Origin of the sequence: Leptospira sp. B5-022 (assembly GCF_000347035.1) — a bacterium.
Lineage (GTDB): Bacteria > Spirochaetota > Leptospiria > Leptospirales > Leptospiraceae > Leptospira_B > Leptospira_B cinconiae.
In genome coordinates this window covers 293,313-314,135 of sequence record NZ_ANIJ01000032.1, presented here as the reverse complement: position 1 = coordinate 314,135, position 20,823 = coordinate 293,313, and the positions used below count along the sequence as shown (strand labels likewise).

The window sequence follows — 20,823 nt, the reverse complement described above, 5'->3', positions numbered from 1 at the left end:
GAAGTTTTTCGATGTCGGCATCCATATTTCCTTCGCCGAATTGTTTGAAACACTCCATCGCTTTTTTCTTAACGGCGATATGAGCAAAGACCATATCATTAATACCTTCGGACATGGTTTTGAAGGCGCCTTTGAACTTGGAACTGTCGATCTTAACGTCAATATCTCCGGCTTCGTGTTCCTTGGACATTTTTGACATTTCGGCTATTAGCCCTTTGATATTCGCTCTGACTTGATCGATTGTCTCGTTTATAAATTGTTTTTTACCGGGAAGTTTTTCGATGTCGGCATCCATATTTCCTTCGCCGAATTGTTTGAAACACTCCATCGCTTTTTTCTTAACGGCGATATGAGCAAAGACCATATCATTAATACCTTCGGACATGGTTTTGAAGGCGCCCTTGAACTTAGAACTGTCGATCTTAACGTCGATATCCCCGGCTTCATGTTCCTTGGACATTTTCGACATTTCGGATAAAAGGTCCTTCAGAGATGTTTGGAGCATGGATAATTGTAATAGTAGACCGTTTTGATCCGAATGATCCAAATCGATCTCACTAGATAGATCTCCTGACGCTATCTTTTTCGTTATCTTTGACAAAAGAGAATAATCTCCGCCTAATTGTTGGCGGATTTGTATTCCGATCCTCCAACTAAGAATGGCAAATAACGTTATTATTCCTAACGAAAGCGAGATCAATAGGATGGATACGCTTAAAACGGAAGACTCAGTTTCCACCCCTTTTTGTTTAAAGGACGCTGTGGCATATTCCGATCTGTTTTTTAGAGAAGTAAGAAACTTCTTGGCTGCTATCTCTTCTTTAGCTTTGAATTCGTTTTGTTCTAAAGTATTAGCGTTTTCGAGTAGGATCCCGTTTGCGAAGGTTTGTAAATATTCTTCCGAATAGGATTTAACGGATGAGATCAGTTCTTCTTCTTTTTTATCCGAGACGCGAGCGGCACTTTCGGATAAGTAGGAAGAGATCGTATCCCGATTTTTTCTGATTTGGGACACGATTTCCGACCTACGGTTCTGATCCGTATTCGAATAATTTTCTAGAACCAACGACCTTAATTCCGAAAAAGAAGCCGATATGTTTTCCCAATTTGAAGAAGAGGGCGAACTACTTCCGTCTTTATGGATGCGATTCATCTGGTAGATGGAAAGTCCGTCTATAATTCCAAGACCGACTAAACCTATTAGAATAATTGCAAGTAACTTCTGTGCAATGCTCATATTTTTCCTCCGACTCCCGGTTGGGACGTCAATATTAATTCGAAGCCCCCGAGAGGCTGGTAATTTGCTGATTCAGTTCATTGTTTAGTGTGTTTTCGTTGTTTAACCTGACTTTGGAAAGCAACGTTGTAGTATCTATAATCATTGCTACGGAACCGTCTCCCATAAGAGCGAATCCGCTAACACCCTGGGCATCTTCAAAAAGTCCGCCTAACGGTTTTATGACGGAATGGATCCTACCTAAAAGTTCGTTAACGATCAATCCCGCTTGAAGATTCCCCGAGTTTACGATGACTAGGTTCCTTCTTCCTTCCGTTCCTATCGGTTCTCCGAACCAGTCGTTCATATCAACGCAAGGCAGGACTTTGTCGCGAACCTTGATATAATTTTGTTCTCCGACTAGGAATTCCTTAGGATGGAATTCCATACATTCCTTCACCATGTCTAAAGGGATCGCATATTTGTTTTTTCCGATCCTCAAAAGGAATCCGTCGATATTCGCGAGAGTAAGTGGAAGTATGATCTTAAATGTGGTCCCTTTTCCCTTTTCTGAGCTGATCTCTATTCTACCTCGTAACGACTCTACGTTTTTTTTGACCACATCTAATCCAACCCCTCTTCCTGAGAGTTCGGTTACGCTTGTAGCCGTGGAAAATCCAGGTTCGAATAAAAGTGAATAGATCTGGTCCTCTTTGATCGCATCTCCTTCCTTATAAAGGCCTTTCTCCTTCGCTTTTTTAAGGACTGATTCGGGATCTATTCCTCTTCCGTCATCGGATATCTCTATAAAGATCTCGCCGGCCTTATGCGAAGCAGCTAATATTATCAATGCTTCGGAAGGTTTTCCTAAACTTGTCCTTTCTTCTTCCGAAGACTCGATTCCGTGATCTATAGAATTTCGGACCATATGCGTTAACGGATCGACTAGATTGTCTATTAAGTTTTTATCAAGTTCGGTTTCTCCGCCCCTGATCTCCAATCGGATGGATTTTCCGGTTTGTTTTCCCAGTTCGAAGACCACTCTAGAATACCTGTTAAATAGGGTTTGGACGGGGACCATTCTGAGTTTTAAACTATTGGAACGTATTTCTTCTAAGAGACGAGACATCCTATGCGTGAGTTCCTCTAAGAATTCGTCCTTTAGGTTTAGAGCTATCTGATGAAGGGCGGAAGAGATAACTACAACTTCTCCCACTTGATCTACTACTAAGTCCAACTTATCCGCATCGACCCGTATACTTCTGGAGGCCGAACTTTTATTTTTAGGCCCGGTTTCCGATTTTTCCTGAAATCCGTTTTGATAAGTGATCCCATTTTGATCGGAGTGAATAGAAGAAGGATCTGAAACGGATTCGAGTCTGATTTTCATATCCGAGCCGGCAAATTCGAAAGATTCTAGGATCTCTTCCTCAGTAAGATCCGACTTATAAACAACTTCTATATCGAAAAAGCAACCGGATGCTTCCAGGTCAGAAAATTTAGGGATCTTTTCTTCATCCAATACGATCTCGCTTAACGTACCTTTTTCCGAAAGATATCTTAGGAAAGGGTATGGATCCAATCCGTTAACGAATAAATTACTACCGCATGAAATATATATCTTCCAAGTTTTGTAATTGTCGTTATCCGAATTTTTTTCGGGGGTTATTTTGACCGAAGTTAGGGAGCCGGGGCTATGTTTGGAAAGGTCGAAAATAAGATTTTCACCTTCTTTTAATATCTCCTCGCTTTCGAATTCTCCTAATTCGAAATTTTCCAAGCGTAAAAATAAGTGGTCCTTACATTGTAGAATAATTCGGATCAGATTGCTTGAGGGTTCCAAATTACCGGAACGTACCTTATCTAAGGTTTCTTCTAAAAAATGTACGAAGTCCGCAATTTTGGAGAAATCGTACATACCGGCGGTCCCTTTAATTGTATGGACCGACCTGAATAACGAATTCAGTAGTTCCTTTTCTCTGTTCCCTTCACCGATCTTAACTAAGTCTCTTTCGAGAGACTCGAGCATGTCCCTGGTCTCGGAAACGAAATCCGTAAAGCCGGGTTTTTCCCTAGGATCCATGGTTTATTCCTTCGTTTGCCGTTCCGAGATACGAACCTAATAGAAAATCTTTATTATAAAATCTTATTATTCTTTCCACAGATTCTGAAGGAGACATCACGACTAGTTTGTTTCCGTTTGCCTCAAGTTCCTTACGTATTGAGAGTAAAAATTGCAAAGAGGATGTGTCGAACTCGTTAATTTCAGAAAGATCCAAACTCAGATCGGTGTCCGTGTATGGAAGGAGCCGGGAGCGTATTGCAGCTAACTTACGAGCTCTTAATTCTCCCTTGATTTTTATTTTTTTTTTACGGTTCATATCCATCGACAAAATGAAAAGTTTGTTCTTTAAACCACTAATTTAGAAACGGAGGAAAGTAGTTGGTCCATACTGAAAGGTTTTGTGATCCATGCCCGTATCCCTTGAGCTACTAACTTTTCCTTCATTGCAGTTTGGGATTCTGTAGTTAACATTACGATCGGAAGGAACTGATAGTTACCGGAAGATTTGACCTTTTCAACGAACTCTACTCCGTCCATGATAGGCATGTTCACATCGCAAACGACCAGCTTAAGATCGTTGCTCAGTAACTCTAAACCTTGAGCTCCATTCTCCGCTTCCAATACTTCGTAACCTTTTGATTCCAAGGTTACCTTCACTAATTTTCTCTGGGCAGGAGAATCATCTACGATCAATATTTTTTTAGACATACAATATACCTCACACTCAACAGAGTCTACGTATCTAATCCGATTGAGTTGCATTAGATACTCTTTATGTAATTGGAGCTTATTCCGGATTTTATTTCGGAAGAGGATTGTTACTTAACTTTCCCGAATGAAATAGACGATGGGAGAAGCAAAATCATTCAATAAATTTCGTTTAATAGAAATATTTCTTTGCGGAATGATTTTTTTATAGAACGGGTTGCTTGGAAACCGTATAACGTGACTCAATTATTTTCTGAATGAACGATAGCTTCCTTTGTAATATTTAATTTAAAGTTCATTGAATGTCAAATGAGGCAAAATTCGTCTGATTTGCATTCTGGATTTATCCCTTGTGAGGTATGATTGTTCGAAAAGTACGTCATGTCCTTTTGGCGTTCGTTTGTTATTCCAAAGTATGAAATATATTTCGAGGGATTCTTTTGATTTGGTATCAAACATTTTATATGAATAGGAAACATTTTTTGTATAATTTGCTTTTTGGAGACACGATTCCCGAAAATGAGGATTACGTGTTTGGAATAATAGAATTAGCGTGTTCTAATTTTTAATAGGCAAAGAAACTGTTGCTAGTACTACTTCTACAGGTTTTTCTCCTATAGAATGATCAAGAACGTTATGTATGCTGAATATCCCACCGTGTTTTTTTATTACAAAATCGACTATCGTTAACCCTAAACCGGTAAAATATTCCTCACCTTCCAAGGTTTCATCCACGAAACCCGCGAGTCGATAGAACGGTTGTTTGACCAGTAGTTCTTTGTTTTTAGGGATACCTGGGACCGATCGCAGATCGAATTCGTTTTTCAGATTGATATTCAAGTATCCCCCGGAAACGGAAAGATAAATGTTTATGACAGAATTATTAGATGAATATTTCAGGGAATTTACCAACAATTCGCTGAATATTCTGGAAAGTGAATCCGCGTCCACATCTAGATTGAACCCATTGGGAGGAGGTGTTATTTGAGGGATGAATACGTTCTTTTTTTCCCTATATTGTTGGTTGGAGTTCTCCAAATGTAATCTGGATTTTTCCAATAGATCATAGATCTCTGAACTATTCGTCTTTCTCAAGGAATTTTGGAAGTCCTTGTTGAGAATCGATAAACTCTTTTCTAGAGAGCTAAGCCCTTTTTTCACATAAAATGTATTCTCAAAAAGTAATTCTATAACGTCTGAGGAGAAATTATAGCCCGATTCTTCCCTTTTAGCGCTCGCCTGGAGCATTTCGACTATACTTACGATTGCTCCGAAGCCTCCTCCGCTAAAAAAGCTTTGTTTGAGATTATTGAGAGTACTCTTGGAAAGATCTACATTCTTTTCCAGATCGGTCAGCCAGGATTGTTTGTACAGGATCCAATTCAGTTGGGCTTTAAGACGTTCTTCGTTCTCCTGTATCAGGATCCTTTCACTCTCCTTTAAGCGTATAAATTCCGAAATCCTGTTTAAGACTTGGTATAATCTTTCCCTATTGATCGGCTTGATAAGATAATCGAAAATCCCCAACTTCATCACTTCGATAATAATTTCAGGAACATCGTTCCCGGAAATTACGATGAATAGAGACTCGGGCTTTTTCTCTTGTATCTTTTTGATAAAATCAAATCCGTTCATTACCGGCATTTCTAGATCGACTAAATAGAGGGAATAGTCGGCTTTTTCGGCCATTTCGCTGCCGATTTTCCCGTCTGGAGCAGTATCCGCCTCCACGCCGAAACTTCTGGCTAATCTAGCGATCAATTCTCGATTTTCCTCCTGATCTTCTATGATCAAAATTGGATTATGTAGGTTTAATCTTAATGCCATGGTCAAAACAGTGCGTGTTTCAAAAATTTTACATATAGAATGTTTAAATTCGGGGCTTTAAACTTCCATTTTTCGGACCTATTGAAATTTATTTCCTAAACGTTGTAAAGATGAAAATATGAAATATTTTATATTAAATCATAAATAATTAATATAATGGATCTCGGATCATTACGTCATTCTCCCTTTCATGCATGGAATTGGTCCTGGTTAAATCACAATTAATTATAGAAAGTTCCGCTGGGAAAATCGAAGAAGTACATTATATCCGGTTCAATCCACCTCTTCTATGGCTCTTTACCGAACAAACGTTAATTTTTAAAAGAATCCTCTTTACAAAAAAGGATCATATATTAAAACTCCCCGGGATTTTAATCCGGGGGGAAAACGTAATGATTTTTGCCGCAAGAATTTTGGCAGGTATCGTCGGCCTATTGCATGTTTGGATCTTTATTATGGAAAGTGTATTATGGATGCGACCTCGCATTCATAGAAGATTCGGAGTTTCGGATACAAAAACGGCAGAGGCGATGAAGGCTGTCTTTTTGAACCAAGGTTTTTATAATTTATTTCTTGCCATTGGAGCATTGTACGGAGCGATCTTTTTCGAGATCCATCCCGGTTATGCTCCGGCGATCTTGGCATTCTCTTGTCTTTCCGTTTTCGGAGCAGGGCTTGTGTTGTTAGTTTCTAAACCTGCAATGGCAAGGGCTGCGATTATCCAAGGACTTCCTCCTTTGATCGCAGTTGTTCTGTATTTTATTTCCTGCAACGGATAAATTTTTATGATCGATCCACTTGAAAGTTCTGGGGGCAACTTGAAGGTTACCTTCGGGTGGATCGATTTTTATTTAAGATCACTCGATACAAAATATTGCGGAAAGTAGATCCGAATCAATCAAGTCTCTCGAAAATTACGGATGATTTTTAGAAAAATCTAATATATACCAATTGACCCATTCGTTCCTGGAGTTGAACTTTAGTCCTGTTATGGATTTTAGTGCGGAAATGATCAACTTTCTGTTTCGAAACGGAGAATTTTCTTGCAGCAATCTAATAAGGATCGGAACGCTTGCCGGATCTTTTTTTGCTCCTAATTGAGAAACCGCCACCTGATGAAGATTGATATTTTCGCTTTCCGCATATTTTTCCAAAATTTTGCGAGATTCCTCTCCCCGAATGGAGGTAATCGCAGATAATGTAATCGGAGCTAGATCCGGAAAATCTTCCGTTTTTTTATCTAATAGAGATAAAGACTTTGGGGAAGCGATCATTCCTAAACTTTCAGAAGCGATCTTGGCAAGTTTTTGGTCATTTGATCTGCATGCCTCCTCCACATAAGGAAGAGCCTCTTCCGAACCTATTGCGCCTAATGCCCAAACGGCTCCGTATTTTGCTTCCGTTAGATCTTCTTTTAGTGTCTTAACTAGAACCGGGATACTTTTTTTATCGCCCAAATATCCCAAGGACTGTGCGATGATCTCTCTATCGGGAATGGTAGGATCTAACAACGTTTTTTCTATCTCTTCTCTTGCTTTGGAAAATTTGATACGACCTAAAACATGAGATGCGGGAGCTTTTGTTAGGGGTTTCCCTTTCACTAAAACCTCTAAAATACGGGTAGAAAAACTAGGATCCGGAACTCCAATCAAAACATCTGCCGCCCTGTATCGGATCTCCTTGTCTTGGTTTTCTAAAATGGGAAGCACTAGGGGCAAAATTTTAGGGTCCTTGATCTCAACGAGAGCAATGGAAGAGTTCTCCCTTCCCTTATCAAAATCCGCCTGTAAAGCTTTTACTAAAAGTGGAATGGATTTTTTGCTTCTAACCTTTCCAAGTGCCAGGTAGGAGGCCGCCAACGTGGGGCCGGGCTCGGAATGTGAGGCGAGATCGATGAGATAATCTTCTGCTTCGAGAATATTCAATTTTCCTAATGCCATAGCGAAAGTTTTGGCCTTGTCCGAGTCCTTATTCAATTTTGCCCGGGTCAAAATGAAGTTTCCGGATTGCCTTGCGTTGATCCGGACTAAAGTATCTACAGTCAGTAAACGAATACTCGCGTCTTCATGATTTAAAAGGCTCGCCACACGATTTCCCGCTTGAGGATCTTCCATTCGTGAAATAGACTCCAAAACGGTTCCTAGATCAATGCCCGACTTAGGATCCAGAAAGTTTAGAATTTCAGGAAGAGAAGATCTGTCTTTCCAGATCCCTAATGCCAGGATTGCAGGTCCTCTTGTGATCGCTTCCGAGGATCTCATCCATTCTCGTGCGATTGGAATGAACTTCCTTTCGTTTCTGGATGCTAATTCCAAAATTGCCTGGGATCTCATCCTCGGATTTTGGCTTTTTAGATCGGATACCAATTGTTCCAGGCTTGGTCCTTCTTCTTCTTGGACTTCGGGTAAAAGTTCTGGGCGAGGAGGACCGAAACATCCAAAAGTCGATCCGAACACCATCGTAGCATATATGAGAGATAATCTAAATATCATAAAAACAGAATGTAATTTGAACTTCTTTAATATCATCTAGGCACCGATTCGGAAGCTTGTATCAGTTGTGTTAATTCCTTCTGCCAAGCTGCAAGATCGGAATTTGCTTGAGGGATCTGGGAAGTATCCATTCTACCTTGTTGGATCGCGTATTGGACCAATTGGATCCTGGATTCTAATTCGGAAATTTTATAAGAAAAATAGGCCCTCTGTTCTTCCGGAGTTACGTTCGGATCTGTCGGCCTAGTGGGGACGGAACCGGGTTGGTCATATTTGCTTGCATTTCTCGATAATGCAAACTTGGATTCGGCAGAAGTGATCTTATCCAATAGTTCTCTTGCTTTTTTTTCGTCTTCCGAAGTAAGCGGAGGGCGAAATTCTTTCGGAATATATATATTACGCGGGAATCTTGCCGCAAAGTCGATCCATTCCTCTCTTATCTTTTCTCTTTCTTCTTCCGATTTTTTTTCTCTAAATGCCGCAGGCCAAAGTCTTTTAGCGGAACCTTCCAAGTCTGGATCTTCCTCGAAAGGGTGAGGAGCGTCCGGGAATTCCAAGGTATCACTGCCGTATTTTCGATCCACTGCTTCGGAAGCTTCTTCTCCTAGACTGGGAGACGGTGCTTTTTTTTCCGGCCAAATAATAAATAAAAAACAAAGAATAAGAATAAACGCTCCTGAGATCCAGGGCCAGTAAGAACGAAAGAATTGCATTTTAATAAAAAGGAAACTGAAATTAGGAAAATTGATTTATAGACCGTTTCCCGCCCGAAACCGAGCGGGAAACACTTCGAACTCTTAAACGAATATCCCGATGACCCAGGAAATAAACTGGCCGAACAGAGTGTCCGTCAGGAATTTTTTCAAGTCAATCGGATTACGATTTAAGGAATCGTAATACCAAGCGGTGTATTCGCTCACTTGCGGGATGGAATAACCGTATCTGGAATTGATCGCTTTGATCAATTCGTTCGCAAAGACTGCATGACCGTACATATTCGGATGGACACCGTCCAAACCGAAAATTCCCGGCTGGCCGGGGAGAGGCCAGTTTGCCTTTGCATAGCCCGGACTATAACCGGAAGGACTTTTGATCAAACGACCGTTCTCTTTCAGATCATCGAAAAGGACTTTAAGATCCGCTAATGCAAATCCCATAGCGACAGCCTGAGCCTTCACCTCGTTGTTTATGGAAGTTAAGAAATTCGTAATAGTATTCACTTCATTCTTATCTAAAACTTGAGAAGGATCGGAAACTGAAGAACGGAAGAAGGCCTTAAGACCGGAGTAGTTCGTTCTACCTTGAGGATCGTTATAGTTTTCCAAAAATGCGATAGAGGTCACATTCGGTACGGTGAACAGTACTCCACCTTTAATGGATCCGATCGCAGCCATTTTGGACATAGTGGAACGGATATCTCGGAGAAATCTTGCTTGGTCCAAGCAGTCCGTAGAAGTGCTCAACGCAGTACAAAGTACATGATTTGCAGCCGCCGTCCCGAATAAGAAGCTAGGTTTTACGGCCTGCATAACTTGCATCTGAGTCCCGGAACTTCTTAAACCGAATTGATGGAATTTATCCGGAGATTGACAATCCGGAACTTGGACCCAACGATAGGTATACCAATACCAAGTAGCCCAGTACCATTCCTTGGCCCATGTCGTTGCGTTAATGTTCTCACACTTACCGGAAGTTTGCAGAACCGTAGTGTAATCCGCACCGGTGATCCCTGCATGCGTCGGAAGTCCAACAGTTGATCCGTTCCCTCCGATAATGGAAGCAGCGATGCAGAATACCCCACAATCACCTTTGAGCACGTCTTCGAAATTCAAATAGGGCCCATTTAACACGTTATACGAAACGTTGGAGCCCGCTTGTTTGGAAACTAAAACCGGATAAGCCCAGTTTTGAGTTTTTTCTTCTACGGTTGCGCCATAAAAACCCTGGCTTAAGGAGTCGCCGATTACTCCGGGTCTGGAAAACATCTGCACTTGGCTTTGTGCCGAAAGCGTAGAAGCCCCCACGATTAGGAAAATCCCGCTTAGGATTTTCCGAAAGTTTCGAATGTTCATTTTTAAATTAACTCCACTCTCTATTGAAGGAGATTTCTATATTCTCTTCGAGCCAAATCATATAAGGTGGAGTTATGAAGTCAATTTCCAAATGGAAAATATTTTTTTCTATATTGAACATTCGTAATATTACAAAGTGACAGCTTTGAGCGAACGGTGTTAGTAGTTAATGTTTGATATATAATTAAATTTTTATAATATATTTTTGTATCCCTCGTGTAAGTGATTCGATGGCAGGCTATATGATCGTAAACACTGTTCGTTCCATGGATCTGCTACTTAAGGGCTCGAGCAGGCGCCTCTTTTGTGTATACTTTTACTTCGGTTTGCAGTGTATCCCCAAACGACTAAGAGTGTGGCCCTTCGCAGTGCAGTTAGTCGAAAGTGTTGTAGAATATCGGAAGATTGTATTGGAAGGTCCACGGTGATGCCTTGTCCTAAGAAATTGTCCACATTACAAAAAGTGATCAGCTGTTTATCGTGCTGTCGTTTTTGCGGTTTTTTATTGCCAGAACATCCAAATAATGGATTGAACCGATCTTGTTTTCGCCTAAGATCATATTTAAAAAGAAATAAATTATGTTTAAACTGTCCCGGATCGTCTTATTGCTTTTTTTATTTCAAATCGATTGTTTAACCGTGTCCTTAAATCGAAGGATAGAAAGAGTCGATTATGATCCTATTCAATTCAAGAACATATTAGGGTTATATAAAGATAAAGAATCCGAGCTTTATGTGAAGTTTTTGGGAAAAAATGAAGATGCTTTGGAAAAGGAATTTTATCTAAAAATCCCAAATTCCAATTCTTTAATTTCTCAGGAAGATTTTGCCAAAGGAATATTCGAAGTGTGTACGGATTGTTCTCTTATTAAATCTTCGGTCCATAAATTCCGAGAAGGTCAAATCCCTTTATTGTTCGGCGATATTATTATAGATATGACGAATACTACTATTAGAAAAAATTTATACGAAGTTGGAGTAAATATTTTAAGTGAAGAGGTTACATTTAAAGATATTGAATCGGCGAAATGGGATGGAGGTTCTTTTCTTCTTTTGCAAAAGTCTGATGGCAAAAAGATCGTTTTGATGGATTGTGGAAATGAGTTTTGTCGACCATTCCAGCATGATGAGTATTTTCTCAAGGATTGGAAAATTCCCATCCCTTTGACTAAATGGGCTCCAAAAGACGGAGTTCGGGTCCGGATTGGAACTACAGCCAATTACGTTTGGATAGAGGCAGATGAAAAATTAAAAAATCGTGAAAACAATAAAATAACGGCGGTAATTCCCGATCGTATAGAACGAAAAGATCCTGCAAAACCTTTCTTTTATATACTGTATCCTTTTACATATTTAGGAGATATACTGCTAACCCCGGTCTATACGATTGCATTAATCATCGCTGGACCCAGTTACGGCGGAAAGAGATAAATTTTTAAAAACTTCTATTGTTCCTATATGAATTCCGCGGTCTCGATACGAACCGAAATCTTGCGAATTCCGCTTGCCGGGGGAGTTGATCTTTCTCAAGATCCTTACCGTGATACTTTTCTATTATCTCTCTTCTATCCTGGGTCTACTTGCGGGAAATATGTTCAATTACACCGCCATAATCCTTTCCCAAAGTATATCGGATTCGGATACGTTTTCGGCTTACGTATTCTTCTTCGTATGTTTTCCCTTGCTGTTTTTGAGTTTCACTGCGGGGAGATTATTGGATAAGTATTCCAGGAAATGGTTACTTGCAGCGGCTCAGATCTCAATGGCCTGCGGTTCCGGATTTGCCGCTTTGGCCTTACATTTGGGTTGGATCTCTCCCGGAAAACCGTATCTTCTTTTAGTATCTTCGGTGCTTTCCGGGATCGGGCTTTCTTTTGTGATGCCCGGAAGATTTGCGATCCTCGGCGATCTATTAGAACATTCTAAAATAGGAAAACACAGTGTTTGGTTGAACACTCTTGTACTTTTCGGATACGGACTTGCGCCTTTGGTGGCCGGATATTTTAAGGAATACTTCTCCTTTAAATATGTTTTTATGGGAATTGGTTCCGCTTATATTCTGAGTGTTTTCTTTTTGGTATTGATCCCGGTACAGATGAGAGAAAGAGGTCACACTGTTTCCGGCCCGGGGATCTCGGAACTAGTTGCTTATTTAAAAAAATCCACTCTGGTTTCTCAATTCCTTTTACTTATGGGCGCAGTTGTCCTGTTAGTCGGTCCCGTCCAGGTACTTCTTCCTAAATATGCTAAAGAAATATTAGGATTAAGTGAAGGAGCAAGGGGCGCATTACTTTCTTCTCTTGGAATCGGGCTTGTGATCGGAGGAGGAGTTACGTTTCTTCTTCATGGTTTAAAAAAGAAGGGGCATATTCTTTTTGGATCGGCCCTTTTCAGTTGTTTACTTTTTTCTTTGGTTCCTTTTCTTGCCGACAGTTTGGTGCTGACCGTAATATGTTTTTTCTTGTTCGGCTTTGTGACCGGAGTGATCATCACGCTTATCCCGGCTGGGATCCAACAAAATACGGAAAATCATATCAGAGGTCGGATCCTCTCTTTATATAGCCTGGTTTTTCTCTTGGTTCCTGCATTCTCCGGAATTTTGTCCGGATTTTTCTCGGACCGGATCGGAATTCCTTCCACATTCGTATGGTCCGGGTTTTTGGAAATGGGTGTATTAATCTATCTTAGCTGGAGAATGGATCAGGTAAGGAGTCATTATTAAACGGTTGCCAAATCGTCCAGGGATCAGGAATTTATATATTATGTTTCAAGGCGTATTTACTGCCATTATTACCCCATTTAGGAACGGGAAAATAGATTATGATTCCTATTTTTCGCTTTTGGACAAACAGATCCAAGCGAGGGTAAGCGGGGTTGTGCCATGCGGTACCACCGGCGAATCTCCCACTCTTTCCCATGAAGAACACGCGGAACTGATCCGCGAAACCGTGAAACATGTCAAAAAGCGGATTTTGGTCGTGGCCGGTACAGGTTCCAACTCCACCAGAGAGGCTGTGGAACTGACAGAGGCAGCCTGCAAGGACGGAGTCGACGGTATACTCCAAGTGAATCCGTATTACAATAAACCTACTCAAGAGGGTTTATTCCTTCATTTTAAAGAGGTCGCGGATCATTCTTCCGTGCCTGTGATGTTGTACAATATTCCCGGTCGGACTTCCGTGAATTTATTGCCGGAAACCGTTCTTCGTTTATCGGAACATCCTAAGATCAGATCCATGAAAGAAGCTACGGGGGACCTGGGACAGATGTCCAAGCTCATTTCTCTGGTTGGGGACAAGATGACTGTTCTTTCCGGAGACGATAATTTGACTTTGCCTCTTCTCTCCTTAGGTGGAAGGGGCGTGGTTTCCGTGATCTCGAATCTATTTCCTGAAAGTTTGGTGAAGCTTGTCGAATCTTTCCAAACAGGAGACTTGGCAGGCGCTCAAAAAATCCATTATGATTTCTTGGAATTATTCGCGTTGGCGTTCATCGAGACCAATCCTATTCCGATTAAAGCGGCGATGAGCTGGAACGGATTCTGCTCGGCTGAGATCCGTCTTCCGCTGACTTCTTTGAGTGTAGGTCCCGGCGCGGATCGTTTGAAAAAAATAGTTTCCGACCTTTTGGCGAAAGGTTATAAATAAGGTATTCGATTTGGCCCGCAAGAATCGTGTCGCAGTCATTGGCGCTTCCGGCAGAATGGGGAAGGCTATTATCCAAGTGCTTTCCCAATCGAAAATTTCGGAACTTTCCGCTGCGGTAGTAGGTAAAGGTTCCGTTTATTTGGGTTTGGATTCCGGTTTACATTCCGGACTCAAACAAAATGAAATTTTGTTTTCTGACGATCTTTCCAAATCCGTCGCCGAATCGGATACGGTGATCGATTTTTCTATCCGGGAAGTATTACCCGAAGTTCTATCTATCTGCAAGGAATCCAAAAAACCCGTTGTTGTAGGTACTACAGGTCTTGCGGATTCTCATAAGGAATTGTTAAAAGAAACTTCTAAAATAATTCCGATCGTGTATTCTCCCAATATGTCGATCGGTGTGAATTTACTTTTTAAACTGACCGAAATCGCAGCGAAAGTGATGGGGGACCTGGCGGATATAGAGATCCAAGATATCCATCATCGTCATAAAAAAGACGCACCTTCCGGAACTGCGGAAAAACTCAAAGCAATCCTTTTGGAGACTCTTTCCAGGACGGAGTCGAATATTGTACACGGTCGCCATGGAATTCTTCCGGAAAGGGACCCTAAAGAAATCGGGATCCATACTCTTCGAGCGGGAGAGGTAGTGGGAGATCATACCGTCTATTTTTTTACTCCGGAAGAAAGAGTGGAAATTTCGCATAAAGCCCAGGATAGAAAAACTTTTGCAGTTGGCTCGGTAAAAGCCGCCGAATTTTTGATCGGAAGAGAAAAGGGCCTTTATGATATGTTTTCCGTATTAGGGTTATAAAGGGTTCTTGGAATGGATTTTTTAAAAAACATCAGTTTATTCCAAAGTGATAAGTTCGGGATCGTGATGATCCTGGATATCCTGATCGTTAGTTTTTTAATTTATCAATTCTATTCCACCCTTCGCAGAACAAGAGGGGTGCAGCTTCTTTTGGGGATCGGTTTTATTTGGGTGCTCGGGATCTTCGCCCAAACTTTGAACTTTGAACTTTTGGATTGGATCATAGATAATATCCGTCCGGCGCTTGTGTTTGCGATCATAGTACTTCTGCAGCCGGAACTTCGCAAGATCACGGGTGATATGGCGAGGCTAAGATTATTCCGTCCTTTCCTTTTGAAAACCGTAACCGATCTGGACGAGATCGTAGAAGCGGCAAAGATCATGGCTAAGAATAAAACAGGTTCTCTCATTGCGATCGTTCGAGAACATAGTCTGAAGGATATCGCAGAGCAAGCAGTCCAACTGGATGCGATTCTTTCCACGAGTCTTCTTCTTACCATATTCAAAAAAAATACTGCACTTCACGATGGAGCAGTCATCATTGAGCAGAACCGTATCGCATGCGCGGGAGCATTCTTACCGATGGCCCAAAATTTGGACGATGCTCGTATGGGAGCAAGACATAGGGCGGCCCTAGGGATCGCGGAAGAATCGGATGCCGTTGTAGTCGTCACTTCGGAAGAAACCGGAGAGATTTCAGTATGTTATGACGGGGAAATGATCCATCCGGTCAAACCGATCGAATTAAAAAATCTTTTGAACACTATTCTTCATGAAAAGAAATCAGGACCGGGAAATCCGAATTCCGATAAAAGGTTAGAATCGGAAGAAGCAGGGGACTCGAATGATTAAGGCCCTTCTGAACAATTGGCAGGCAAAATTAGGCTCTATCATTCTTGCCACATTATTCTATATTAATTTACAAAATTCTAAAATTCTTGTAAGAGAAGTAAACATCAAGATTGAATATCCTAAATTAAGTAACGGATTGATCATCGCCAAGGGGTCGGATACTACTTTTCCGGTTAAAGTGGAAGGGGTGCGGGATTACGTAAACTTCTACACTCCTTCCTTGAAGGCTTACATTTCTCCGGCGGATCTTCATCCCGGGGAAAATATTGTAAACGTGGTCCGATTTGGAGGAACAACTCCAGGATTAAGGATCTCTAAAATTCCGGGAAAGGAGAAGGTCCGGATCATTGTCGAGTCCAATGTCAGCAGGACACTGGTGCTTGAGCCAAGATTCCAAGGAGATCCGCCTAAGGATTATATCAAATCTTCTCATTTCGTTTCTCCCACTAGCCTAGTCGTTGTAGGTAATCCATCCGAGTTCGATAAAGTAGGTAGGGTAGCCGCTCTGCCTGCTATCTCTTTGAAGGATAAAACGAAAACATTCACTCAGAAATTTAAGGTACCGGATCTTCCTGCGGGATTAAAATACAGGGACAATATAAGAGAAGTTTCCGTAACGGTGAATATTGTAGCGGATTCTTCCACTCCGGGAGAGAGTATCGTTTTAGGAGTTCCCGTAAAATGCCAGAACCTGGATAAAAATCTGGAAGCCGAATTTTCCGAACAGGAAGTTTCAGTAAAATTACAATCGAAAACTCCGCTACGAAGTATCCAGATCATCAAGGGTCTAAATGCGAGTGTGTTCTGTTCCCATAAATACGATCCCAAAACAAAAAAGATCCTGCCCGATAGCAAACCGGTGGTTGCAAAAATCCGTTTGGAAAAAGCACCTAGTTTAAAATCCGTCGAGATCCAGGGAGTTTTTCCCGATCGAATTTCCATTTTGTATAGAGTCCGCCCGGATATCGGTCAGGATGGAACCGGAAGCGAAGAAGGGGGAGACGGAAACTCGGATCCGGGCTCGGAAGAACCTCTGCCGGAGCCTGAGGAAGAATGAAGATCACAGTAGGGAATGATATAGTAGAAAATTCCAGGATCAGGGACTTACTCAATAAACACGGCGAAAGATTTCTGAAAAGAGTGTTTTCCGAAACCGAGATCGCATACTGCTCAGGAAGGAAGGATCCTGTACCACATCTTAGTGGAAGATTTTGTGTAAAAGAAGCATTTATCAAGGCGATAGAGCCGGGACACAAGGTCCTTCTTGACATGAGAGAAATCGAACTTTTCGGGAAGGAATTCGGAAAAAAAGAATTGGTACTTCACGGAAAATCGAAAGAATTGTTCCTCGAGAAAGGTTATAGTGGTGTTTCCGTATCCATCAGCCATGCGGAAAATTATTCCACTGCAATTGTCGTTCTCTATAAGGAGTGAGCTATAATGATTACCGAGTCTTTTAAACAAACTCTGAAATTGTACGACGAAGGTCTCGCATTGTACAAGAATAGAAAGTTCAAGGAAGCTTGGGAATTGTTCAAAAAAGCAGTAGAGATCACTCCAAACGACGGACCATCTAAAAAATATATAGGACGCTGCGAAGCATTTATAGCGAATCCTCCTCCGGAAGATTGGGATGGGGTTTTCGAGATGAAAACGAAATAATCTGGTATCATGTCAAAAAAAGCCGCAACTGCATCCAAACCAAGCCGCACTGTAACCGAATTCGGGACTATCTCCACTGTTTTAGGAAGAGGCACGCATTTCTCTGGCATTCTGAATTTCAAAAAACCGTTGGAGATCTCCGGTGAGTTCCAAGGAGAAATAGAATCCGAAGGATTTCTATTAGTCAGCGAGGGAGCCAAGGTCAAAGCCAATATCAAAGCCGGTACAGTAATCGTCGGAGGAGAAATCACAGGAAATGTGATCGCTACCCAGCGCTTGGAAATGCTTCCAAGCGGAAAAGTAAACGGAAACATTAAGACTGCCAAACTGCAGATCGCAGACGGCGTGATCTTCGAAGGCAACTGCGAGATGATCCTTCCTAATAAGGATTGACCCCTAGGTCCAACCTGGAACATTGGTATCTGCTAGCCCGAAACGACCTATGGACGGCGGAAAAGCGGCCAAAATCGCATTAGCCATCTTTTTAGGAACCTTGGCCGGAGCCGTAGTCGGAGTAATCATCGACAACGTTTTTGGGGTCCATATCCTCTCCGTCTACCTCTTACAAGAACCGGTTCGGCTGGAACTTTACGTAATTAAAGTCGAAGCACAAGTTACCCCTGCAAGTCTTTTGGGACTTGTGGCGACATTGTTCTTCGTACTAAAAAAGGGGTAAACAACTCATGTCAGTAATTTCCATGAAGAATTTACTGGAAACCGGAGTACACTTCGGTCACCAGACAAGAAAATGGAATCCGAAAATGGCTCCCTATGTCTTCACTGCAAGAAACGGGATCCATATCATCGACCTTCAAAAAACCGTTCAAAAAGCGAAAGAAGCTTATGACGCATTGAAGAAGGTTACTTCCGAAGGAAAAAAAGTCCTATTCGTAGGAACGAAAAAACAAGCGAGAGGAGCGATCGAAAGAGAAGCACTCCGTTGTAGTATGTTCTTCATTAATAACCGTTGGCCGGGCGGACTTTTAACCAACTGGAATACCGTAAAAAAATCCATCGCTCGTTTGAAAAAACTAGAGGGAATGGAAACGGATAACACCTTCGAAAAAGAAGTAAAAACTAAAAAAGAAGTATTATCTCTTCGCAGAGAGTTGGATAAACTCCGCAAAACTTTGGGTGGGATCAAGGACATGACCAGCATTCCCGAAGTTCTTTTCGTGATCGATCCTAAAAAGGAAGAGATCGCCGTAAAAGAAGCTCGTAAACTTGGTCTAAAAATTTTCGCAGTGGTGGATACCAACTGTGATCCTGAATTGATCGACTATCCGATTCCAGGTAACGACGACGCAATCCGTGCGATCTCCTTATTCCTCGAAACCATGTCTAACGCGGTAATCGAAGGAACCGGAGGAGTTGTGGAGCAGCCTCGCTTCAGCGAAGATCTGGATTCGGAAGCGCTTGCTCTGGAATACCAAGGTGAGTACGACGAAAGTGGTAAGTTCATCATGGACGAGGATCCGGTTACTCCTAAAAAAGAAGAATCGGCTCCAGCAGCGGAAGTTACTACCACTATTGAAATCGATAAAGGCGAGTAAGAGGGAAGATCATGTCAGCATCTACTACCGACCTTATTAAGGAACTGAGAGACCGCACCGGTGCGGGATTGATGGATTGTAAAAAAGCTCTTCAAGAGAACAATAACGATCTAGATAAATCCGCAGATTGGTTGCGTGAAAAAGGGATCGCTAAGGCTTCTAAAAAAGCGGGACGTGTGACCAAAGAAGGAAGAAATATTTCCTATATCCACGGAGACGGAAAGATCGGAGTTCTTTTAGAATTAAACTCCGAGACCGACTTCGTTGCACGTAACGAGGCTTTTGAAGCGCTCGGAAAAGAGATCTGTCTGCAAATTGCGGCAATGTCTCCATTATACGTGAGCGAAGAACAAGTCCCTGCGGAAGATATTGAACGCGAAAAAAAGGTGATCGAAGCACAACTTAAGGAAGAAGGTAAAAAACCTGAGCAGATCGAAAAGATCGTTCCGGGAAAGATCAAAAAATACTTCTCCGAAGTTTGTCTTTTGAACCAAGCGTTCATCAAGGATAATAACAAGACGGTTGATGATCTGGTTAAGGAAGCAATCGCGAAGTTCGGTGAGAATATCACTGTTGCCCGCTTTACTCGTTACCAGGTTGGCGGCCTCTAAACCTTGTCTCAGGAAACTTCTAAGTACAAAAGAATTTTGATTAAACTCTCCGGCGAGGCACTTGCCGGAGAGGGAGAATTCGGGATCGATAGCAATAAGGCCCATTCTCTTGCGGAAGAGATCAAAGAAGTTCATTCATTAGGAGTTGAGATCGCTCTGGTTGTCGGCGGGGGAAACCTGATCCGCGGAGCGAGTCTTGCTAAGATGGGAATGGACCAAGCCACCGCAGATTATATGGGGATGCTTGCCACCATCCAAAACGCATTGGCTCTACAAGATGCCTGCGAGAAAAAGGGACTCTATACAAGGGTTCAATCCGCAATCGATATCCATTCCATCGCAGAAAGTTATATCCGCCGAAGAGCGGTCCGACACTTGGAAAAGAAAAGGATCGTGATATTTGCAGGCGGGATCGGTAACCCTTACTTTACCACTGATACCGCGGCAAGTTTAAGAGCGGTAGAAGTTGGATGCGAAGTCATCCTAAAAGCCACCAAGGTGGACGGTGTGTACGAAGCGGATCCTAAAAAAGATCCTAGCGCAAAAAGATATACTCATATCTCCTTTATGGAATCCATCAAACGTAGACTGAAGGTTATGGATTCTACCGCCCTCAGCCTCTGCATGGAAAACAATATGTCGATAATCGTATTTGACATTTTTAAGCGGGGCAATTTAAAAGATTTGGTTCTTGGGGACAAAAAAATAGGTACCCTAATTTCCAACTCGGAGGATATTCGGATCGATGGCGAATGAAGAATTAATCAACGCAATGAAATCCAAGATGGATAAGACCGTGGAACTCCTAAAAAAGGACTTTGCGGGAGTCCGGACTGGAAGGGCCAATCCGGCATTGATCGAAGATCTGAGAGTGGAATATTACGGAACTCCTACTCCGATCAATCAATTGGGAAATATCTCCGCTCCGGAGCCAAGGCTTCTAGTGGTTTCTCCTTATGATAAGGGAATCATGAAAGATATCGAAAAGGCGATCCAAGCTTCGGGACTAGGCTTACAACCTACGAACGACGGGGTAGTCATTCGTATTATCATTCCGGAACTGACAGGGGAAAGACGTAAAGAATTGGCAAAAGTGGTGAAATCCAAATCGGAAGAAAAAAAGGTCGCTATCAGGAACATCCGCAGGGATGCGATGGAAGATCTTAAAAAACATTCCGAAGGAATTTCCCAGGACGAATTAAAAACTCTGCAAGACCAGGTGCAAAAAATTACGGATTCTTACATTGACAAATTATCCGCAATTACCGCCGAAAAAGAGAAGGAAATCACTACGGTCTAAG

General features: G+C 41.9%; 23 protein-coding genes. 15 read left to right on the top strand and 8 right to left on the bottom strand.

Annotation, left to right across the window (positions count from 1 at the left end; translation table 11 throughout):
• The 5 genes from LEP1GSC192_RS15245 to LEP1GSC192_RS15225 all read right to left on the bottom strand — a co-directional run.
• Positions 1 to 1,237, bottom strand: a 1,237-nt coding sequence (locus tag LEP1GSC192_RS15245; RefSeq protein WP_020770788.1) for an MCP four helix bundle domain-containing protein, incomplete at its 3' end; no start/stop codon positions are given.
• 34 nt (positions 1,238 to 1,271) lie between these two features.
• Entirely contained in the window at positions 1,272 to 3,299 is a 2,028-nt protein-coding gene (locus LEP1GSC192_RS15240; protein WP_020770872.1) for a chemotaxis protein CheA, read from the bottom strand.
• Complete coding sequence (locus tag LEP1GSC192_RS15235; protein WP_157186917.1) at positions 3,289 to 3,597, bottom strand: lipid asymmetry maintenance protein MlaB; 309 nt, start codon at positions 3,595 to 3,597, stop codon at positions 3,289 to 3,291. Before LEP1GSC192_RS15235 ends, LEP1GSC192_RS15240 begins: the two co-directional genes overlap by 11 nt.
• Positions 3,598 to 3,626: 29 nt before the next feature.
• Positions 3,627 to 3,989 (bottom strand): response regulator, encoded by a 363-nt coding sequence (locus LEP1GSC192_RS15230; protein WP_020770679.1) that lies wholly within the window; start codon positions 3,987 to 3,989, stop codon positions 3,627 to 3,629.
• A gap of 558 nt (positions 3,990 to 4,547) precedes the next feature.
• Complete coding sequence (locus LEP1GSC192_RS15225; RefSeq protein ID WP_020770799.1) at positions 4,548 to 5,816, bottom strand: response regulator; 1,269 nt, start codon at positions 5,814 to 5,816, stop codon at positions 4,548 to 4,550.
• A gap of 392 nt (positions 5,817 to 6,208) precedes the next feature.
• Here LEP1GSC192_RS15225 and LEP1GSC192_RS15220 point away from each other — a divergent pair, with 392 nt between their 5' ends.
• The gene (locus tag LEP1GSC192_RS15220; protein ID WP_036090449.1) at positions 6,209 to 6,595 is read left to right on the top strand and encodes a DUF1304 domain-containing protein; all 387 of its coding nucleotides are present in this window, start codon (positions 6,209 to 6,211) and stop codon (positions 6,593 to 6,595) included.
• Between the two features lie 135 nt (positions 6,596 to 6,730).
• On the opposite strand, the gene LEP1GSC192_RS15215 is transcribed toward LEP1GSC192_RS15220, so the two are convergent.
• From LEP1GSC192_RS15215 to LEP1GSC192_RS15205, 3 genes are all read right to left on the bottom strand, one after another.
• Positions 6,731 to 8,344, bottom strand: a complete 1,614-nt coding sequence (locus LEP1GSC192_RS15215; RefSeq protein ID WP_020770718.1) for a HEAT repeat domain-containing protein — start codon at positions 8,342 to 8,344, stop codon at positions 6,731 to 6,733.
• Complete coding sequence (locus LEP1GSC192_RS15210) at positions 8,341 to 9,021, bottom strand: hypothetical protein (RefSeq protein WP_020770868.1); 681 nt, start codon at positions 9,019 to 9,021, stop codon at positions 8,341 to 8,343. The genes LEP1GSC192_RS15215 and LEP1GSC192_RS15210 overlap by 4 nt, the downstream gene beginning before the upstream one ends.
• An 84-nt stretch (positions 9,022 to 9,105) precedes the next feature.
• Positions 9,106 to 10,380, bottom strand: a complete 1,275-nt coding sequence (locus LEP1GSC192_RS15205; protein ID WP_020770649.1) for a hypothetical protein — start codon at positions 10,378 to 10,380, stop codon at positions 9,106 to 9,108.
• Between the two features lie 579 nt (positions 10,381 to 10,959).
• Between LEP1GSC192_RS15205 and LEP1GSC192_RS15200 the strand changes: the two genes are divergently transcribed.
• From LEP1GSC192_RS15200 to frr, 14 genes are all read left to right on the top strand, one after another.
• Positions 10,960 to 11,811: a hypothetical protein gene (locus tag LEP1GSC192_RS15200; protein ID WP_036090371.1), complete on the top strand. Its 852-nt coding sequence runs from the start codon at positions 10,960 to 10,962 to the stop codon at positions 11,809 to 11,811.
• 109 nt (positions 11,812 to 11,920) lie between these two features.
• Positions 11,921 to 13,102: an MFS transporter gene (locus tag LEP1GSC192_RS15195; protein ID WP_036090446.1), complete on the top strand. Its 1,182-nt coding sequence runs from the start codon at positions 11,921 to 11,923 to the stop codon at positions 13,100 to 13,102.
• A 40-nt stretch (positions 13,103 to 13,142) separates the two neighbouring features.
• Positions 13,143 to 14,027: a 4-hydroxy-tetrahydrodipicolinate synthase gene (gene dapA, locus LEP1GSC192_RS15190; protein ID WP_020770836.1), complete on the top strand. Its 885-nt coding sequence runs from the start codon at positions 13,143 to 13,145 to the stop codon at positions 14,025 to 14,027.
• A gap of 10 nt (positions 14,028 to 14,037) precedes the next feature.
• Complete coding sequence (gene dapB, locus LEP1GSC192_RS15185) at positions 14,038 to 14,844, top strand: 4-hydroxy-tetrahydrodipicolinate reductase (RefSeq protein WP_020770701.1); 807 nt, start codon at positions 14,038 to 14,040, stop codon at positions 14,842 to 14,844.
• A gap of 12 nt (positions 14,845 to 14,856) precedes the next feature.
• Entirely contained in the window at positions 14,857 to 15,696 is an 840-nt protein-coding gene (gene cdaA, locus LEP1GSC192_RS15180) for a diadenylate cyclase CdaA (protein ID WP_020770781.1), read from the top strand.
• The gene (locus tag LEP1GSC192_RS15175) at positions 15,689 to 16,753 is read left to right on the top strand and encodes a hypothetical protein (RefSeq protein WP_020770691.1); all 1,065 of its coding nucleotides are present in this window, start codon (positions 15,689 to 15,691) and stop codon (positions 16,751 to 16,753) included. The genes cdaA and LEP1GSC192_RS15175 overlap by 8 nt, the downstream gene beginning before the upstream one ends.
• Entirely contained in the window at positions 16,750 to 17,130 is a 381-nt protein-coding gene (gene acpS / locus LEP1GSC192_RS15170; RefSeq protein ID WP_020770763.1) for a holo-ACP synthase, read from the top strand. The genes LEP1GSC192_RS15175 and acpS overlap by 4 nt, the downstream gene beginning before the upstream one ends.
• Before the next feature lie 6 nt (positions 17,131 to 17,136).
• Positions 17,137 to 17,358, top strand: coding sequence for a tetratricopeptide repeat protein (locus LEP1GSC192_RS15165; RefSeq protein ID WP_020770751.1), 222 nt, complete (start codon positions 17,137 to 17,139; stop codon positions 17,356 to 17,358).
• Between the two features lie 9 nt (positions 17,359 to 17,367).
• Entirely contained in the window at positions 17,368 to 17,751 is a 384-nt protein-coding gene (locus LEP1GSC192_RS15160; protein ID WP_020770824.1) for a polymer-forming cytoskeletal protein, read from the top strand.
• A gap of 22 nt (positions 17,752 to 17,773) precedes the next feature.
• Positions 17,774 to 18,034: a hypothetical protein gene (locus LEP1GSC192_RS15155; protein ID WP_024864096.1), complete on the top strand. Its 261-nt coding sequence runs from the start codon at positions 17,774 to 17,776 to the stop codon at positions 18,032 to 18,034.
• Positions 18,035 to 18,041: 7 nt separating this feature from the next.
• The gene (gene rpsB / locus LEP1GSC192_RS15150; protein WP_020770855.1) at positions 18,042 to 18,911 is read left to right on the top strand and encodes a 30S ribosomal protein S2; all 870 of its coding nucleotides are present in this window, start codon (positions 18,042 to 18,044) and stop codon (positions 18,909 to 18,911) included.
• An 11-nt stretch (positions 18,912 to 18,922) separates the two neighbouring features.
• Positions 18,923 to 19,522, top strand: coding sequence for a translation elongation factor Ts (gene tsf, locus LEP1GSC192_RS15145; protein ID WP_020770773.1), 600 nt, complete (start codon positions 18,923 to 18,925; stop codon positions 19,520 to 19,522).
• A 3-nt stretch (positions 19,523 to 19,525) separates the two neighbouring features.
• The gene (gene pyrH / locus LEP1GSC192_RS15140; RefSeq protein ID WP_020770666.1) at positions 19,526 to 20,278 is read left to right on the top strand and encodes a UMP kinase; all 753 of its coding nucleotides are present in this window, start codon (positions 19,526 to 19,528) and stop codon (positions 20,276 to 20,278) included.
• Positions 20,268 to 20,822, top strand: coding sequence for a ribosome recycling factor (gene frr, locus LEP1GSC192_RS15135; RefSeq protein WP_020770650.1), 555 nt, complete (start codon positions 20,268 to 20,270; stop codon positions 20,820 to 20,822). The genes pyrH and frr overlap by 11 nt, the downstream gene beginning before the upstream one ends.
• The last annotated feature ends 1 nt before the right edge of the window (position 20,823 follow it).

Bases quoted from the DNA above. Each gene is read 5' to 3' on its own strand.
- LEP1GSC192_RS15240 (WP_020770872.1), bottom strand. From the start codon at position 3,299: ATGGATCCTAGGGAAAAACCCGGCTTTACGGATTTCGTTTCCGAGACC.
- LEP1GSC192_RS15235 (WP_157186917.1), bottom strand. From the start codon at position 3,597: ATGAACCGTAAAAAAAAAATAAAAATCAAGGGAGAATTAAGAGCTCGT.
- LEP1GSC192_RS15230 (WP_020770679.1), bottom strand. From the start codon at position 3,989: ATGTCTAAAAAAATATTGATCGTAGATGATTCTCCTGCCCAGAGAAAA.
- LEP1GSC192_RS15225 (WP_020770799.1), bottom strand. From the start codon at position 5,816: ATGGCATTAAGATTAAACCTACATAATCCAATTTTGATCATAGAAGAT.
- LEP1GSC192_RS15220 (WP_036090449.1), top strand. From the start codon at position 6,209: ATGATTTTTGCCGCAAGAATTTTGGCAGGTATCGTCGGCCTATTGCAT.
- LEP1GSC192_RS15215 (WP_020770718.1), bottom strand. From the start codon at position 8,344: ATGATATTAAAGAAGTTCAAATTACATTCTGTTTTTATGATATTTAGA.
- LEP1GSC192_RS15210 (WP_020770868.1), bottom strand. From the start codon at position 9,021: ATGCAATTCTTTCGTTCTTACTGGCCCTGGATCTCAGGAGCGTTTATT.
- LEP1GSC192_RS15205 (WP_020770649.1), bottom strand. From the start codon at position 10,380: ATGAACATTCGAAACTTTCGGAAAATCCTAAGCGGGATTTTCCTAATC.
- LEP1GSC192_RS15200 (WP_036090371.1), top strand. From the start codon at position 10,960: ATGTTTAAACTGTCCCGGATCGTCTTATTGCTTTTTTTATTTCAAATC.
- dapA (WP_020770836.1), top strand. From the start codon at position 13,143: ATGTTTCAAGGCGTATTTACTGCCATTATTACCCCATTTAGGAACGGG.
- cdaA (WP_020770781.1), top strand. From the start codon at position 14,857: ATGGATTTTTTAAAAAACATCAGTTTATTCCAAAGTGATAAGTTCGGG.
- LEP1GSC192_RS15175 (WP_020770691.1), top strand. From the start codon at position 15,689: ATGATTAAGGCCCTTCTGAACAATTGGCAGGCAAAATTAGGCTCTATC.
- acpS (WP_020770763.1), top strand. From the start codon at position 16,750: ATGAAGATCACAGTAGGGAATGATATAGTAGAAAATTCCAGGATCAGG.
- LEP1GSC192_RS15165 (WP_020770751.1), top strand. From the start codon at position 17,137: ATGATTACCGAGTCTTTTAAACAAACTCTGAAATTGTACGACGAAGGT.
- LEP1GSC192_RS15160 (WP_020770824.1), top strand. From the start codon at position 17,368: ATGTCAAAAAAAGCCGCAACTGCATCCAAACCAAGCCGCACTGTAACC.
- rpsB (WP_020770855.1), top strand. From the start codon at position 18,042: ATGTCAGTAATTTCCATGAAGAATTTACTGGAAACCGGAGTACACTTC.
- tsf (WP_020770773.1), top strand. From the start codon at position 18,923: ATGTCAGCATCTACTACCGACCTTATTAAGGAACTGAGAGACCGCACC.
- frr (WP_020770650.1), top strand. From the start codon at position 20,268: ATGGCGAATGAAGAATTAATCAACGCAATGAAATCCAAGATGGATAAG.